General features: G+C 71.1%; 13 protein-coding genes. 6 read left to right on the top strand and 7 right to left on the bottom strand.

The genetic code is table 11. The features are described 5' to 3' along the window. Positions 1–128 precede the first annotated feature (128 nt). The 5 genes from O1Q96_RS02515 to O1Q96_RS02495 all read right to left on the bottom strand — a co-directional run bounded on the left by O1Q96_RS02515 (position 129) and on the right by O1Q96_RS02495 (position 7,322). Positions 129–1,496, bottom strand: coding sequence for a phosphatase PAP2 family protein (locus tag O1Q96_RS02515; RefSeq protein ID WP_269246650.1), 1,368 nt, complete (start codon positions 1,494–1,496; stop codon positions 129–131). A 396-nt stretch (positions 1,497–1,892) separates the two neighbouring features. After that, positions 1,893–2,573 (bottom strand): response regulator transcription factor, encoded by a 681-nt coding sequence (locus O1Q96_RS02510; RefSeq protein ID WP_269246649.1) that lies wholly within the window; start codon positions 2,571–2,573, stop codon positions 1,893–1,895. Beyond that, the gene (locus O1Q96_RS02505) at positions 2,570–3,892 is read right to left on the bottom strand and encodes a sensor histidine kinase (RefSeq protein ID WP_269246648.1); all 1,323 of its coding nucleotides are present in this window, start codon (positions 3,890–3,892) and stop codon (positions 2,570–2,572) included. Before O1Q96_RS02505 ends, O1Q96_RS02510 begins: the two co-directional genes overlap by 4 nt. A 115-nt stretch (positions 3,893–4,007) precedes the next feature. Continuing rightward, positions 4,008–6,227 carry an MMPL family transporter gene (locus O1Q96_RS02500; RefSeq protein WP_269246647.1) on the bottom strand — a complete coding sequence of 740 codons (2,220 nt, stop codon included), beginning with the start codon at positions 6,225–6,227 and terminating at the stop codon, positions 4,008–4,010. Between the two features lie 156 nt (positions 6,228–6,383). Further along, positions 6,384–7,322 carry an SGNH/GDSL hydrolase family protein gene (locus tag O1Q96_RS02495; protein ID WP_269246646.1) on the bottom strand — a complete coding sequence of 313 codons (939 nt, stop codon included), beginning with the start codon at positions 7,320–7,322 and terminating at the stop codon, positions 6,384–6,386. 550 nt (positions 7,323–7,872) lie between these two features. Between O1Q96_RS02495 and O1Q96_RS02490 the strand changes: the two genes are divergently transcribed. The 5 genes from O1Q96_RS02490 (at position 7,873) to O1Q96_RS02470 (ending at position 12,484) form a co-directional block, all read left to right on the top strand. Next, complete coding sequence (locus O1Q96_RS02490) at positions 7,873–9,198, top strand: lipase family protein (protein ID WP_269246645.1); 1,326 nt, start codon at positions 7,873–7,875, stop codon at positions 9,196–9,198. A gap of 360 nt (positions 9,199–9,558) precedes the next feature. Next, positions 9,559–9,762: a cold-shock protein gene (locus O1Q96_RS02485; RefSeq protein WP_107017975.1), complete on the top strand. Its 204-nt coding sequence runs from the start codon at positions 9,559–9,561 to the stop codon at positions 9,760–9,762. A 325-nt stretch (positions 9,763–10,087) separates the two neighbouring features. Beyond that, complete coding sequence (locus O1Q96_RS02480; protein WP_269246644.1) at positions 10,088–11,608, top strand: DEAD/DEAH box helicase; 1,521 nt, start codon at positions 10,088–10,090, stop codon at positions 11,606–11,608. 73 nt (positions 11,609–11,681) lie between these two features. Then, positions 11,682–12,107, top strand: a complete 426-nt coding sequence (locus O1Q96_RS02475) for a CBS domain-containing protein (protein WP_419586414.1) — start codon at positions 11,682–11,684, stop codon at positions 12,105–12,107. Positions 12,108–12,166: 59 nt separating this feature from the next. After that, positions 12,167–12,484, top strand: coding sequence for an SCO5918 family protein (locus O1Q96_RS02470; protein ID WP_269246643.1), 318 nt, complete (start codon positions 12,167–12,169; stop codon positions 12,482–12,484). Positions 12,485–12,643: 159 nt separating this feature from the next. On the opposite strand, the gene O1Q96_RS02465 is transcribed toward O1Q96_RS02470, so the two are convergent. Next, complete coding sequence (locus tag O1Q96_RS02465) at positions 12,644–13,018, bottom strand: hypothetical protein (protein WP_269246642.1); 375 nt, start codon at positions 13,016–13,018, stop codon at positions 12,644–12,646. A gap of 576 nt (positions 13,019–13,594) precedes the next feature. On the opposite strand from O1Q96_RS02465, the gene O1Q96_RS02460 reads away from it, so the two are divergent. Further along, complete coding sequence (locus O1Q96_RS02460) at positions 13,595–13,939, top strand: MerR family transcriptional regulator (RefSeq protein WP_269246641.1); 345 nt, start codon at positions 13,595–13,597, stop codon at positions 13,937–13,939. A 151-nt stretch (positions 13,940–14,090) separates the two neighbouring features. On the opposite strand, the gene O1Q96_RS02455 is transcribed toward O1Q96_RS02460, so the two are convergent. After that, positions 14,091–15,779 (bottom strand): lysyl oxidase family protein, encoded by a 1,689-nt coding sequence (locus tag O1Q96_RS02455; protein WP_269246640.1) that lies wholly within the window; start codon positions 15,777–15,779, stop codon positions 14,091–14,093. Positions 15,780–16,098: the final 319 nt, after the last annotated feature.

Here is a 16,098-nt window from a genome sequence, read left to right as displayed (position 1 = left end):
GCGGCCCTGGACGGCCCTGGACGGCCCTGGACGGCCTGGCAGTCGGGGAGTTGCCACTCAGGTCCCACGGTCCCAGGGTCCGCGGTCGTCCCCGGGGTCCGCGTGCCCCCAGCCCTGCTCAGCCCTGCTCAGACCAGTTCCAGCAGGGGTTCCGGACGTCGTACCGGCGCGGGCTTCGGGTCCCATGCCCTGGTGGTGCGTACGTAGCCGTAGATCACCGAGGCCGTCGCCAGGAGCAGCAGCGGTCCGAAGACCCACGGACGTCCGGCCATGTCCGTCGACAGATAGCGGTACGACAGCAGGAGCGCGGTGAAGACCGTCGTGCCGTAGGCGACCAGTTGGGTCGCCGACCGGTCCCAGCCGCGGGCGAGCGAGCGCAGCGCCGCCTCGACCGTGATGGCGAACACCACGCCGACAAGGAGATCCGCGCCGTAGTGGTAGCCGAATCCCAGCGTCGCGCTGAGCGTGGCGACGAGCCAGAACGTGCCCGCGAAGCGCAGGAAACGCGGGGCCCTGCGGGAGTGGATGAAGATCACGGTGGCCCACGCCGTGTGCAGGCTCGGCATGCAGTTGCGGGGCGTGATCCCGTCGTACAGCATCGGTTGCGGGTTGCTGCTCGGCGGCAGGACGTCCGGCCACAGGTTGGCCAGCGCCCAGTGCTCGCCGCCGGTGCCGAAGGCGCCGGTGCCGTAGGCGAAGACCGGTCCGACCACGGGGAAGATCATGTAGATGCCGGGCCCGAGGACGCCGACCGCCAGGAAGGTGCGCACCAGGTGGTGGCGCGGGAAGCGGCGCTCGGTCGCCACGTGGCGCAACTGGTACAGCGCGAAGACGACCGCGGCCACGGCGAGCTGCGCGTAGACCCAGTCGAGGACGTGGGCGGGGACCGGGCCGGCGGCCTCGATGACCCGGCCGGCCAGCCACGACGGGTCGCCCAGCGCGTGGTCGGCGGTCGCCACGTACTGGTCGAGCACCACCGGGCGGGTCTTCGAGGTGATCAGCAGCCAGGTGTCGCCCGTCTTGCGGCCGGCCACCAGCAGCAGGCCCAGCCCGACGCCCTTCAGCAGCAGGACGCGTTCCGGGCCGGTGCGGCGCGTGAGGGCGATGACCCCGCAGCCCAGCATCACCCAGAGGGCACCGTTGCCGAAGGGATGTCCCTCGGCCGCCTCGACGCCGGCCGCCCACCGCACCAGTACGAAGACGATGTCGATGCCGATCGCGGCGCCGACCGCGATGAACCGCTCCCGCCAGGTGAGCACCACCATCATCAGCGCCATGCTCGCGTACAGCAGGGGGCCCGATTTGGGGGCGAGCACCACCTCCTGCGCCTGCGTGGTGATCGGCCCCGGCAGGCCGTAGTGACGTGCGGCTATCTCCAGCGCGATGAGGAATCCGAGACCCGCCAGACCTGCCACGGCCCAGAGTCCCGCCCGCGGCTGACGCCATGTGGGGAACGTCGGTCTGCCGGGTATTCGCGAAAAGAGCTGCAACGGCATTTATCTTGATTTCTAGGTGATTTGCCAGGTTCTGGCCGAAAAACTGCTGATGAAGACGGGTAGCGGTTCAGGTGATGGACGGATGACCGGGTAATTCTCGCTGGTCGTCCTTCCGGTAAACAGACTCCCGCCGCAGGAAGACGGAAGGATCACAGTCCGGGTTCCGGGCCGGGGAGGGTCAGCGCGGGCGCAGCCGGCGGAGGAGGCGAGGCAGGCGCATGCGGGCGGCCGGGTCCAGCAGGATCTCGTAGGTGATCACTTCTGTGCGTGCGAAGTGGTGATCCAGGTGCGCACGCTCCGTGTACCGAGTGCTGTGTGGCCCGACATCCCGGACAGGTTCGGCGCGAGAGCCACCGGGATGCGCCCGCCCCCGCAGCGCCGTGCGGAACCGGACCGTCAGAGGGCCGTCGGTCCCGCCTGCACCAGGCCCGTCTGGTAGGCGATGACGACCAGTTGGGCGCGGTCGCGGGCACCCAGTTTCGTCATGGCCCGGTGGATGTGGGTGCGCACGGTCAGCGGGCTCACCGTGAGGACCTCGGCGATCTCGGTGTTGGACTTGCCCTCCGCCGCCAGGGCCATGACCTCGCGCTCGCGGACCGTGAGCTCGTTCAGCCGTTCCGGGGGCGCCAGTTGGGCCCCGGGAGCGGGCGCCGTGAGGAACCGGGTGATGAGAGTGCGGGTCGCGCCGGGCGAGAGCAGGGCCTCTCCCGAGTCCACGGTGCGCAGGCCGGCCAGCAGGGTGTCGGCCGTGACGTCCTTGCCGAGGAAACCGCTGGCACCCGCGCGCAGCGCCTGGGCCACGTAGTCCTCGGTCTCGAAGGTGGTCAGGATGAGGACGCGGGTCGCGGACAGTCCCGGGTCGGCGCAGATGGCGGACGTGGCGGCGAGACCGTCCACGCCCGGCATACGGATGTCCATGAGGACGATGTCGGGGTGGTGGGCCCTGGTCAGGTCCACCGCCTCCGCGCCGTCGGACGCCTCCCCGACCACCGTCATGTCCTCGCAGGAGTCGATCAGGATCCTGAAGGTGGCCCGCAGCAGGGCCTGGTCGTCAGCGAGCAGCACCCTGATACTCATGGCTTGTCTCCTTCTGCGGGATCCACCGGATCCACCGGATGTGGTGGACGTACTGGATGTACTGGTGCGGCCGGTTCCGCGGGCCCGGCGGTTTCTGCCGCCCCCGGCGCCGAGGGCTGGAGCGGCAGTGCGGTGGTGACCTCGAAGCCGCCTTCCGGACGGGGGCCCGCGCACAGTTCGCCGCCCACGGAGTGGGCGCGTTCGCGCATGCCCATGAGTCCGAAGCCCTTGCGCTGCTCGACCGCCGCGGCCGAAGGGGCGGCGGGGCCGTCGTTGCTGACCGTGATCAGGAGGCGGGAGTCGGCGTAGGCGAGCCGCACGTGGGCGGTCTCGGCGGCGGCGTGCTTGGTCACGTTGGTCAGCGCCTCCTGCACGATCCGGTACGCCGTCAGGTCCACACCCGGCGAGAGCGGCCGGGGTTCGCCCTCCGTGGTCACGGTGACGGTGACGCCCGCGGTCGCGCACGCCGTCACCAGATCGGGCAGGCAGTCGAGGCCGGGCGCCGGTTCCAGCGAGGGGGAGGCGGGGTCGTCGCTCTGGCGCAGCAGCCCCAGCGTGGACTTCAGCTCGCGCAGCGCGGAGGACGTGGTCCCGGTCAGGTCGGTGAGGATCTTCTTGGTCTGCCGCGGATCGGCGAGCGCGAGGTGGGCGGCGGTGCCCGCCTGGGCGTTGGCCAGGGCCAGGTGGTGGGCGACGACGTCGTGCAGCTCGCGGGCGATGCGCATGCGTTCCTCGGTGACGCGCAGCCGTGCCTCCTCCTCGCGGGTGCGCTCGGCGTGTTCGGCGCGGGCCTGTACGGACTGGAGGTAGGCGCGCCGCAGCTGGGTCATGCGGCCGGCGGCGAGGGGCAGCAGCAGCCAGAAGAGGGGGCCGATCACCCTGAGCACCAGGGAGAGACCGTCCATCGAGTCGGAGAACGTGGCCGCCAGCATCAGGGCCACCGTTGCGGTCACGCCCCAGGTACGTGTGGTCTTCCGGTCGCTGACGGTGGCGAGCCAGTAGAGCGCCGCCATGATGGGGGCCAGCAGCAGGGGGGTGAGCAGGTACCCCAGCCCGACCGCGATCACCGTACAGACCGCGGTCACGGCGAGGGAGGTGCGCGGGTGTTCGCGGTGCCTCAGCAGTGCGAGGCAGGACACACCCATGAGGATGACGGCGGCCTTGTCCTGGTCGGGCGGTTCGGCGCCCGGCATGGTGAGCGCGCTGCCGAAGGTCGCGCAGCCCATCAGCGCCAGGACCACGATCACGTCGAGAGCGCGGGGATGGCGGTCCGCGTAGTGCTCGACGCGGTCCGTGTAGCGCTCCATGCTGGCACTCATCTGTTCTCCGGTCGGTGGACTGGGTCCATCCTGGCCGCCCGCGGGCGCGAACGGCCGACAGGGGCCGCCCGTGTCATCGGTCTCGGGCGGCCCTTGCCGGGGGTGGGCGGTCGGGTCAGGTGCGCACCGCTTCCAGGTCGGCCGGGTCGGACGGGCCGGACGGTGCCGGGACCGTCTCGGGGCGGCGGCTCAGCGCCTCGCCCTCCACGTCGACGCGGGGCAGCAGCCTGTCCAGCCAACCCGGCAGCCACCAGGCCTTGTGGCCGAGCAGGGCGAGGACGGCGGGCACGATCGCCATCCGTACGACGAACGCGTCGAGGAGGACGGCGAAGGCCAGCCCGAAGCCGATCATCTTGATCATGGAGTCGCTCTCGCCGATGAACCCGGCGAAGACCGCGATCATGATCAGTGCGGCGGCCACGACGACCCTTGCGCTGTGCCGGAACCCGCTGGTGACCGCCTCGTCGGGCGATTCGCCGTGGACGTACGCCTCGCGCATCCGGGAGACGAGGAAGACCTCGTAGTCCATGGCCAGTCCGAAGACGATGCCCACCAGGAAGATCGGCATGAGGCTCATGATCGGACCGGTCTGTTCGACGCCCAGGAGTTCGGCGCCGTGGCCCTGCTGGAAGACCAGGACGACCACGCCGAGGGAGGCCAGCACCGACAGGAGGAAGCCGAGGGCCGCCTTGAGCGGGACGAGCAGGGACCGGAAGACCACCAGCAGGAGCACGATCGCCAGGCCGACCACGACGACCAGGTACGGGACCAGCGCGGCCTGGACCTTCTCGGAGATGTCGATGTTCAGGGCGGTGGTGCCGGTGACCTCGAAGGTCGCCCCGGTCTCGGACTCGACCCCGGGGCGTTCGCCCCGGATGGTCTTCACCAGGTCCTTGGTCTTCTCGTCGGTCGGCGCGGTGGAGGGCACGACCGCGAAGACGGCGGTGTCACCGGCTTCGTCGAAGCGGGCCGGGGAGACGGAGACGACGCCCTTCGTGGCGCCGATCTCCTTGGCGATCGCGTCCGCGGCGCCCTTCGGGTCGGAGTCGCCCCTGGCGTCCACGACCACGGTCAGCGGACCGTTGAAGCCCGGCCCGAAGCCCTCGGCGAGCGCGTCGTAGGCCCGGCGCTCGGTGGTGGAGGTCGCCTTCGCCTCGTCGCCGGGCATGCCCAGCTGCAGGTCGGTCATCGGCACGGCGAGAGCACCGAGGCCCACCACGCCGAGAAGCAGTACGGGCACGGGGCGGCGCAGTACGAACCGGGCCCAGCGGGTGCCTCCGTTGGTCTCGGCGCTCTTCTCGACCCGGCCGCTCTTGCGGTCCCGCCGGGTGAGCACGGCGTTCGGCCAGAAGCCGAGGAGTGCCGGGACGAGCGTCAGCGCGATCAGTACGGCCACGACGACCGCGCCCGCCGCGGCCAGCCCCATCTTGGTGAGCATCGGGATGCCGACCACCGCGAGTCCGGCCAGCGCGATGACGACGGTGAGTCCCGCGAAGACGACCGCGGACCCGGCGGTGCCGGCCGCGAGCCCGGCCGCCTCCTGCGGCGCACGGCCCCGGGCGCGTTCCTCGCGGTAGCGGGAGACCACGAAGAGCGCGTAGTCGATGCCGACCGCGAGGCCGAGCATCATCGCGAGCGTGCCGGTCGTCGTGGACAGGCCGAGCGCGTCCGACAGAGCCAGGATCGTGGCCATGCTCACCCCGACGCCGATGACGGCGGTCAGCAGGGGCAGCCCGGCCGCAGCGAGGGAACCGAAGGTGATCAGCAGGACGACCGCGGCGACCGCGATGCCGATCACCTCGGCGATGCCGCCCGCTCCGCCACCGTCGTCCATCGCGCTGCCGCCCGCCTCGACGGTCAGCCCGGAGTCCCGCGCCTCGTGGAGGGTCTTCTCCAGGTGGGTCCTGCCGGCGTCGGTGAGTTCGGTGGCCGTGACCTTGTAGGTGACGGTCGCGTACGCCGTCGTGCCGTCCTTGCTGACCGCCTTCGCCTTGAAGGGGTCGACGGCGGTCGCCACCTGCGTGCCGTCGGCCAGCTCGGTGACGGCCTTCTCGACGGCCTGCCTGTTCTCGGCCGCGGTGACCTTCTCGCCGTCGGGTGCGACGAAGACGACCCGGGCGGTCGCGCCGTCGGCCGACTGTCCGGGAAAGCGCTGCTCCAGCAGGTCGAACGCCTTCTGCGACTCGATGCCCGGCATGGAGAACCCCTCGTCGGAGGCTCCCGGGGCCTTGAGGGCGCCCAGGCCGACGCCGGCCAGGACGGCCGCCCAGACCAGGACGACGTACCAGCGACGCCGGAAGGCCAGACGGCCCATGCGATAGAGGAAAGTAGCCACGACAGGAGGTCTCCACATCTGGTGCCGGATGTCCGTCCAGGCTGTCCGGTGGGGTGCTGTCCTGTCGTCGTGCGCCTGCCGACACTCTCCGCTACTCAGATCGCAGTACGAGCGGGCCGGCAGGTCAGCCTCGGGTACGACAGGCGCGCCCCCGTGTCAGCCCCTCGTCCCGATCGCCCGCAGTACGGCCTGCGCCATGCCGCGCTCACCGCGCTCGTTGGGATGCACGGACGCGGCGGGAGCCTGCGGTACGAGCGGCTCCACCCAGCGGGTGTCCGGCCCGGCGCACGCGTCGCGCCCGACGGAGGGGGTGTACGTGTCGACGTAGGTCGCCCCTGCCGCCTCCGCCCGCTGCCGCAGCATGGCGTTGAGCTGCTGTTCCTTCTCGTGGAGGAAGTGCGCGTCACCCTTCGCGAGGCTCATCCGGCGGGCGCAGCCGGTGCCATCGGCAGGCAGGATCGCCGGATAGCCGACGACGTACACGCGGGCTTTCGGCGCGCGCCGCCCGATCTCGTCGAGGGCGCCGGAGAGCCGCGTCCCCGTCGCGCGGATCTTCGTCTCGACCTCGTCGGCCCTGCCGGAGACGTACGTCGCCCGGCAGGGGGCGTCGTCCGCGCCGGGTTCGTCGCCGTCCACCAGGAGGTGACGGGCGCCCGCCACCACGCAGGAGGTGACGGTCGAGGCGAAGCCGATGTCGTTGCCGCCGATGCCCAGGGTGACCAGCCCGGTCCGGGACGACAGCGCCGACAGCTGGGCGGCGTTGACCCCGTCGTCGGTCGACTGGGGCGCGGTGAGGTCGCCGATGGTGGCTCCGCCGCAGCTCACGTCACGGAAGTCGGCCTTCCGCAGGCCCAGTTCACCGGCGACGACCGCCGGGTAGTTGCGGTCGGACCGGTCGCATCCCGGGGGCTGCCCGGCCCGGTCCGGTATCCCCGGCTCCGCGGTGTAGGAGTCGCCCAGAGCCACGTACGGCCCCTTCGGCAGTTCCACCGCCATCGAGGCTCCGCCGTCACCGCCCCGCCCGACGGTGACCGCGGCGACCAGCACCCCGCACGCCGCCACCCCCGCCAGTCCGACCCGTATGTACATCCCCATCCGCGCGTCCGCCTTCCGGCTCAGGGGCCCGTACGGGGAAACGCGTGCGAGCGGCTCCCGCCCGTACGGGCGGCACGCGAGCCGCTCCCGGACACGCGTGAGACGCCCTCGGCTCCGCGCCGGACGCCCGACGACGGCCGGCGGTGCGGCGCCCGAACCCACCCCGGGTGCCTGTCCGCCGGCCTCTGTCCCCGCCCAGGCTTCCCGGTCGGGCACGGCCCGTCGTCGTGCCCCTGCAGACAATCCGGCTACTGAGAGCGCAGTACGCGCAGCCGGACACGTCCTCCTGACGCAGGCCCCGGAGCCCCGTCCGGGGACTGCGCCGGCGCCATGGGCGACGGGCCCGCGGTGACTGCCCGGCATCGCTATTAGACAGCCAGTCAAATTACCGAACCGTAACCTTCCGCCTGCTACCACGAGTAACTTACTCACAGGTAAGTTCCAGGCGAACTACTTCCCGGCGGCACGGCCGGACCCGCGGGACGCGAGTGCGACACCGTGCCGCCACCCCTGTGCACCTCTCTGCCGGCCGCATCACAGGAGGTTCGCCATGCCCGCACGCAGAAGGCTTCTCGCCGCGGCAGTCACCGCCGCCGCCTGCCTCGGCACCCAGGCCCTCACGACCACCGCCGCCACCGCGGCGGACGAGGTCGTGTCCCGAGGCGTCACGATCCCCGCGTTCTACAACCCGCCCGCCGCCCTGCCCGCCGCCGACGGCACACTCGTCCGCAGCGAGCCCCTCCCTCTCGCCCTGAGCCTGCCCACCCTCCACGGACCACTGCCGGGCAGCGCCACCCGGCTGATGTACAAGTCCACCGACTCGAACGGGAAGCCCGTCGCCGTCACCGGGGCGTACATCGAACCGACGGCCCGCTGGAAGGGCGACGGCCCACGGCCCCTGGTCGCGGTCGCGCCCGGCACCATGGGACAGGGCGACCAGTGCGCCGCGTCCATGGGCCTCGAACACCCGCTGACGTTCAACGGGCAGACGGTGTCCGTCGGCTACGAGGACCTGGCGATCTACCGCCTCCTCGCGAAGGGCGCCGCCGTGGTCGTCACCGACTACGCCGGCCTGGGCGCGACCGACCGGCTGCACACCTACGTCAACCGGGTCGACGAGGCACACGCGGTCCTCGACGCCGTCCGCGCGGCCCGCTCGGTCGACGGGGCCTCGGTCACCGCCGGCTCCCCGGTCGGCCTGTTCGGCTACAGCCAGGGCGGCGGAGCGACCGCCGCGGCCGCCGAACTCCAGTCCTCCTACGCCCCCGACGTCACCCTGGCAGGCACCTACTCCGGCGCACCGCCCGCCGACCTGACCTCCGTCACCAGGGCCATCGACGGCAGCGAGCTGGCCGGCGCGCTGGGCTGGTCGCTCAACGGGTTCCTCCAGTCCGACCCCGCCCTGAAGCCGATCGCCGAGGCGCACCTGAACACGGCGGGAAAGGCGGCCCTCGCCGACCTGTCCACCATGTGCGTCGGTGACGCGCTCTTCGGCTACGGCAACGCCAAGAGCACCAAGTGGACGACCGACGGCCGTTCCATCAGCGACATCGTCGCCGCCACCCCCGCGCTCCAGGCGTTCCTGGACAGCCAGCGCATCGGCAGGCTGAAGCCGTCCGGTCCCGTCCGGCTCGCGACGGGCGTCAGCGACAACCTCGTCCCGCACGGCCAGTCCCGGGACCTCGCCGTCGACTGGTGCCGCAAGGGAGCCGACGTCACGTACAAGGCCGTCCTCCTGCCGAACGTCGGCAGCGCGCTGCTCAACCACTTCGCCCCGCTGCTGACCGACCAGGGCGACGCCGTCGACTGGCTGGCCGACCGGCTGGCCGGCAAGCCGGCCGCCTCCAACTGCCGGACCATGCCCCTGCGGCCCTGACCTGGTTCACAAGGGCCGCGTCCACCGGACGCGGCCCTTCCGCTCACGGCGTCCCATCGGCAGAACCATGCATCCCGAGCGCGCCAATATCTGTGCCCGCGAAGTGAGAATTGAGCGCGACGCGCGATGAATATTACTTACCCGACAGGCGGAACGGATTTCCGCGCCATGCACGGCCGATCGCACCGTGCTACTGTCGATCTCAGTTGCAGTTGTGGTTCCCGAAATCTTGCAGGTGTCCCCACCAGTTCATTCGGGTGGGGATCCTTTATGGCTCCGGTTGTTTCCGGCGGGGTGATCATCACGGCGACACGGAGTACACGCAGTGTGAACTCCGACACCGCCCCGAAGGAGAATGACATGGCTTCCGGTACCGTGAAGTGGTTCAACGCAGAAAAGGGCTTCGGCTTCATCGAGCAGGACGGTGGCGGCGCTGACGTCTTCGCCCACTACTCGAACATCGCCGCCCAGGGCTTCCGTGAGCTGAACGAGGGCCAGAAGGTCACGTTCGACATCGCGCAGGGTCAGAAGGGCCCGACGGCCGAGAACATCGTTCCCGCCTGACGTCGGCACGCACTTCGCAGCTGGGGCCCGCACCTTGGGGTGCGGGCCCCAGCTCGCTGCATTTCAGGGGATTCGCGACCCGCTCGCCGGGATCCTCCGTCCGCGCTCCGGCCGAAAGATCTCCGGAGCTTCCCGTACGGAATGACCGGCAATGCCGCCGGATTCGCGCCACGCGCCCCGGCGAAGCATCCCGCGACCACTCCCCGCCGTTTGGATTCCCTATCCGATTCGGCTCTCATTTACTTCGGCTCGTTCTTGCAATTCTCTGCGCTGCTCGTTTTTCGCGGGAATTCCTTGATACGTGCCATGTCAAGGAAGGTTCCCCGTGAACCGCATGCGTACGAACGACCGCTACTCCCGCACTCGCTCCGGAAGTTCGGGCTCCAGTTCGGGCTCCAGCTGGGGCGGCAACCGCTCCGGTGCCCCGCGCCGTTCCGAAGGCGGCCACAGCCGTCGACAGAGCGGCCCCCAGGGTGAGTTCGCGCCGCCGAAGAGCATCACCCCGGCGCTGCCGGCCGTCGAGGCGTTCGCCGATCTCGGCATGCCGGAGCCGCTGCTCGCCGCGCTCGGCCACGAGGGCGTGACCGTGCCCTTCCCGATCCAGGCGGCGACGCTGCCGAACTCCCTCGCCGGCCGTGACGTACTCGGCCGCGGCCGCACCGGTTCGGGCAAGACCCTCGCCTTCGGCCTGGCGCTCCTCGCCCGTACGGCCGGCCGACGCGCCGAGCCGCGCCAGCCGCTCGCCCTCGTCCTCGTCCCCACCCGCGAGCTGGCCCAGCAGGTCACCGACGCGCTCACCCCGTACGCCCGCTCCGTGCGGCTGCGGCTGACCACCGTGGTCGGCGGGATGTCGATCGGCCGGCAGGCAGGCGCTCTGCGCGCCGGCGCCGAGGTCGTCGTCGCGACGCCGGGCCGCCTCAAGGACCTCATCGACCGTGGCGACTGCCGCCTGGGCGAGGTCGACATCACCGTGCTCGACGAGGCCGACCAGATGACCGACATGGGCTTCATGCCCCAGGTCACCGAGCTGCTGGACCAGGTGCGTCCCGGGGGCCAGCGGATGCTGTTCTCCGCCACGCTGGACCGCAACGTCGATCTGCTGGTCCGCCGCTACCTGACCGACCCCGTGGTCCACTCCGTCGACCCGTCCGCGGGCGCGGTGACCACCATGGAGCACCACGTGCTCCACGTGCACGGCGCCGACAAGCACCGGACCACCACCGAGATCGCGGCCCGCGAAGGCCGGGTGATCATGTTCCTGGACACCAAGCACGCGGTGGACCGCCTGACCGAGCACCTGCTGAGCAGCGGTGTCCGGGCCGCGGCCCTGCACGGCGGCAAGTCCCAGCCGCAGCGCACGCGGACCCTGTCCCGGTTCAAGACGGGGCACGTGACGGTGCTGGTGGCGACCAACGTCGCGGCCCGCGGGATCCACGTCGACAACCTCGACCTGGTCGTCAACGTCGACCCGCCCACCGACCACAAGGACTACCTGCACAGGGGCGGCCGCACGGCCCGCGCCGGCGAGTCCGGCAGCGTCGTCACCCTGGTCACCCCCAACCAGCGCCGCGAGATGAGCCGGCTGATGGTCGCCGCGGGCATCACCCCGCAGACCACCCAGGTGCGCTCGGGCGAAGCGGAGCTGAACCGCATCACCGGCGCCCAGACGCCCTCGGGCATCCCGGTCGTCATCACCGCGCCGGCCGCGGAACGCCCCCGGCGCAGCAGCTCCTCGACGTCCTCCTCGCCCCGTGGCCGCCGCAGCCGCGGTGGCCGGGGCCGTCCCATGGGCGACAGCGCCCGCCGCCCGGCGCAGCGCTCCTCCGCGGTCGACACCGCCGCCTAGGCCCGGTCGCGCCGACCCCGTCGCGTCCGGCCCGTCCCGTCCGGAACACCGCCCATCGCAGCAGGAGCACCCTTTGACACTGGCTCGGACCAGGCAGCGCCCCGCGTACTCCCTCCCCTCGGCTCCGGCCGCGGCCGAGGCCATGGATCTGTCCGGACCGCGGGTCTGCGACGACATGACCGTCGAGGTGGCCCTGTCCGTCATGGCCGGTGCTCAGGTCGGGTTCCTGCTCCTGTGCGACCGGGACGAGCAGGTGACGGGCTCGATCACCCGCAGCCGGCTCGTCGCCGTCCGTGACGGTTCCGCCTACACGGACCGGATCCGGCTGCGTGACATCCTTCGCGTCGACGGGCCGTTCGCACTGCCCGTGACCACCCTCCCCGCCGCCGCGGCGGTCTCCGGAGCCGGGCACCCGACGAGGTACCGGCAGCCCGGCGTCCTGTCCGCCGCCGTCGGCGAGCACCGTCCCGCCACGGGCGCGCTCGCCCTGTCACACTGATTCCACCGCCCCGCCCCGGGATCAGCCCGGTCCCTCTTCTTCCTTCACTGTGAGGCATCATGCGCTGCGTCATCGCCCGGTTCCCGTTCGACCTCACCAAGAGCGGTGTGCTGGACTCGATGAAGGGCATCAAGCCCGAGACCATCACGGGTGAGTCGGTGCTCATCGGCCGCCGCCAGTACCCCGTCAAGCAGGTCGGCGAGGTCATCACCCGGCAGGACCGCCGCGACTTCACCAGCGGCGAGGTCACCCGGGCCATGGCCCGGCTGGGCTTCACCTGCCGGAACAACCAGGCGATCGCGCCTGTCCCGCAGGCCTCCACGCCGCTCCAGACCGCGTCGGCGCTGCTCGGCAGCCCCAGTCCCATGGGACTGTGACGACGCGTACCGGAAGCTGACCCCACGGGGCGGCCTCAGGTACCGGTACAGCGACGAAGGGCCCCGCCGACATGTGTCGGCGGGGCCCTTCGTCGCTGTCGTGGTCCGGTCGGCCGGCGCCCTCCGTCCGTGATCCGTCAGGGCGCCGGGTACGGCGTCTCAGTGGTCGGAGTAGCTGAAGTCGCCCACGGTCCAGGCGCTGACGTCCTTGATCGCGACGCGGTACATCCCGCCGGTCTCGGGAATTCCGACGTTGCCCTGCAGGATCCGGGCGAGATGGAAGTGGAGGTGCGTGGGCGCCTCGCCGCGGTCGGCGCGGTCCTGCGGAGGGTCCGCGTTGAAGACGCCCGAGAACGTACCGAGATGGTCCGAGTCCTCGAGCACCTCCGACACCCGCTCCCTCCACACGGCTTCGGGAGCCAGTCGGCCGGTGATGACAGCACCGCCGGCGACCACGGTCAGCGACATCCGATTGCTCTGCCCGGCCTCCACCATGGCGGAGATGCCGACGAGCAGTTCGTCAGGGTTCGACATGAGGCCCGATTCTATCCAGCGCGCCGCGCCCGCTCCCCCACCCCTGGAGATGACGCCAGGATTCCTGGGACTCCCGCCGAGCAAAATCTGTGTTTGCCAGGGTAGACATTGGCCGCGCCTGTGGTTAGTGTTTCTCTCGTAGACGAGATCGAGCGAGACCCGACAGACACGAACTGACGGGTAGAAGTATGTGAAGTACGCAGGTCAGGGCGGTTGTGGAGTTCCGAAGCCAGTCGTTCGCAGGACGGTGACGGGACTGACGACCGCACTGGGTGGCTCGCGGTTCGAGGAGCCACCGAAAGCAACACCACAGATACCGAGAAAGGACGGAAGGAGCAGACGCCATCAGGATCGCCCGGCCGAGAGCGTTCGGACCGGGTACCGCAAGACCCCGGATTGGAAGGTGGTCCCCGGTCACGCAACCGCGATCCCCGCACACCGCGCCCTCTCCCGGGCCGGTCGGCGGAAACAGAAGGTCGGCGAGACAGTAACGCCGACAGATGGTGTTCAATTTCCTTCGGGGCCCTGGTGCCGTACGGCACCAGGGCCCCTCGACGCGTTGCAGAACGAGGTGACATGACAGCAGACAGTCCGTTGAGCGATCGTCTGGAAGACGACGACTATCCCGCCTACACGATGGGGCGCGCCGCCGAGATGCTCGGCACCACCCCGGGTTTCCTCCGGACCCTCGGTGAGGCCCGGCTCATCACTCCGCTCCGCTCCGAGGGCGGCCACCGGCGCTACTCGCGCTACCAGCTCCGGATCGCCGCCCGCGCCCGCGAGCTGGTCGACCGGGGCACCCCGGTCGAGGCCGCCTGCCGGATCGTCATCCTCGAGGACCAGCTGGAAGAGGCACAGCGCATCAACGCCGAGTACCGCCGCGGGACGCACCCGCCGTCGGACGGTGCCGGTTCCGCCTGAGCACGTCCGCCGAACCGGCCGGCCCGCCCCGCGCGGCCACCGGCCCGGCTCGTCCACGTACTGCGCGGGGGCGGCCGTCGCCGAGGCCCCCGCACCCCCGGACCCCGCGGAGGAACACCGGGACCCAGGGGCACTGGAGCACAAGGACCGCCTACGGGGCGTCGATCAGCTCGTGCGGCGGCACGGTCACCGTGCGGGCACCCGGCTCACCGGCCAGGACGACCTTGCGCAGCGCGACGTTGTTCTTGAGGTTGGTCTCCTGGAGCCGGTTCTCGGGGTTGGCGATCACCTGGATGTAGTACGTGCCGTTCGGCAGGTCGGTGACGTCGAAGGACTGGCCGGGACGGTACTGGGTGTACGTGTCGCCCGATCCGACGTCGAGGACCTCACGGACCGAGATCGAGTTCTGCTGACCGCAGGCCGTCGACAGATCGGTGTTCTCCGGGTGCCAGTTGGCGTTCTTCACCGTGTAGTCGACGGCGTCGGTGTTGGCCAGGCAGAAGGCCTCCTTGCCGCTGCGCACCTCCTTGGTCTGGTCCTCGCTCAGCAGCCGGTAGCTGGCGAAGTCCGTGAAGTGCCAGTGCTCGTGGCCCTCGCGCGGGTCCCACTCCATGGTGCCGGTGGGTGTGTAGCCGACCTGCTTGCCGTCGGCGTCGTAGAAGTACTGGTACGCGTCCATCAGGTCCTTGCCCGGGGCGCGGAAGCCGTCCACGACGAGCGGGGCGGGTCCCGCGTTCCAGACGTTCGCGCTGAAGGCGAGGTAGTCCTTGCCCGGGGCGTCGCCGTCCTCGCCGTCGGTGATGGCGATGTCCCAGGCGGGCAGCGAGCGCAGGTCGGGCTTGGGGACGTTCGCCGGGGCGCCCGCCCGGCCGGTGGGCCGCTTGGCAGCCGGCTTCAGTGCGGGCGCGATGCGCGAGCCGTCGGTGTGGCCCGGTCCGTCGCCCAGGTGGTGGGCCGTTCCGCGGTCCTCGAGGGCGTGCGAGAGGGCGGGCGGAGTGGGGGCGTCGGCCCCGCGCGGACCGTAGTGGTGGGCGGCGTCGGCGGAGGGCGCCCCGTGCCCGGCGCCGTGGCCCGCTCCGTGGTGGGCGGAGGAGGAGCGTGAGGAGGCCGCGCCCTGCCCGCTCCCGTCGCCGACGTCCCGGACCGTCACCTTGACGGTCGGCCGGTCGTCGGGGATGTCGAACAGATCGCGGTACTTCTCGGCGACCGAGACCCTGGCCGTGTACTCGCCGGCCGGCAGGTCGACGGGCTTGTCGTAGTCGACCGTGCTGGAGTTGGACGCCCAGCCCTTCTCGACGCCCCACACCGAGCCCAGCGTGAACGGGTTGGTGGGACAGCTCTCCGGATAGTGCGAGGTCGCGGGGGCGTCCGGGCGCAGCCGTCCGGAGGCGTTGTTGGGGCAGAACGTGCCCGCGCTCGACGCCACCTCCTCCCCCGCCGCGTTCTCGACCGTCACGTCGAGGAAGCCGGGCAGGCCGGAGAAGTCCTTCACCAGCCCGGCCGGCAGCTTCTTCGTCTTCGTGCTCGTGCCGTCGCGGAGGATCTGCTGGGCGACGACCGGGTCCTTGTACGACTTCCGGGTCACCTTGAACTCCAGCGGCGCGTCGTCGACCGTGACGTACGTGCCGAGGTCCAGGAAGACTCCGGCCTCCCCCTTCCAGCGGTCCAGCGTCACGGAGTTCGACGCGGCGATCAGTTTGAGCTTCGGCTTCCCCGCCGTGCTCGCCGGGGCCGCCCCGGCTCCGGGAGCGGCCCCGGCCCCCGTGACGACGACGGTGAGCGCGGCCAACCCGGCCAGCGTCGAACGCCTCAGGCGACTGCGGTGTTTCTGAGTGGTCATCGGTTCCTTCGTCTGCGAGTGCCGTGGTCAGGCGGCATCGGACTGGACAGCTCAGGACCGGCCGACGGCACGAACGCGCCCCACGCGCGCCGGCGCACCACGGCCGGAATCCATGAGCAGCCTGTGAGAGGGGCGAAAGCCGTGCCGGGGTTGCCTGTTGAGGAGGAAACGAACGGCCCGCGCAACGCGACGACCAGTCCAAAAGCTCCTCACGGCCGCCGACGGACCGGCATCCGGGGACCAATATCCGTTCACACGAAGGAGTGACGGGTGTGACTGGGGTGTCGTTACTGCGCGTGACGTAATGGCCCCCAGCACT

This window comes from Streptomyces aurantiacus, from assembly GCF_027107535.1.
GTDB lineage: Bacteria > Actinomycetota > Actinomycetes > Streptomycetales > Streptomycetaceae > Streptomyces.
This window is presented reverse-complemented; position numbering and strand designations above follow the sequence as displayed.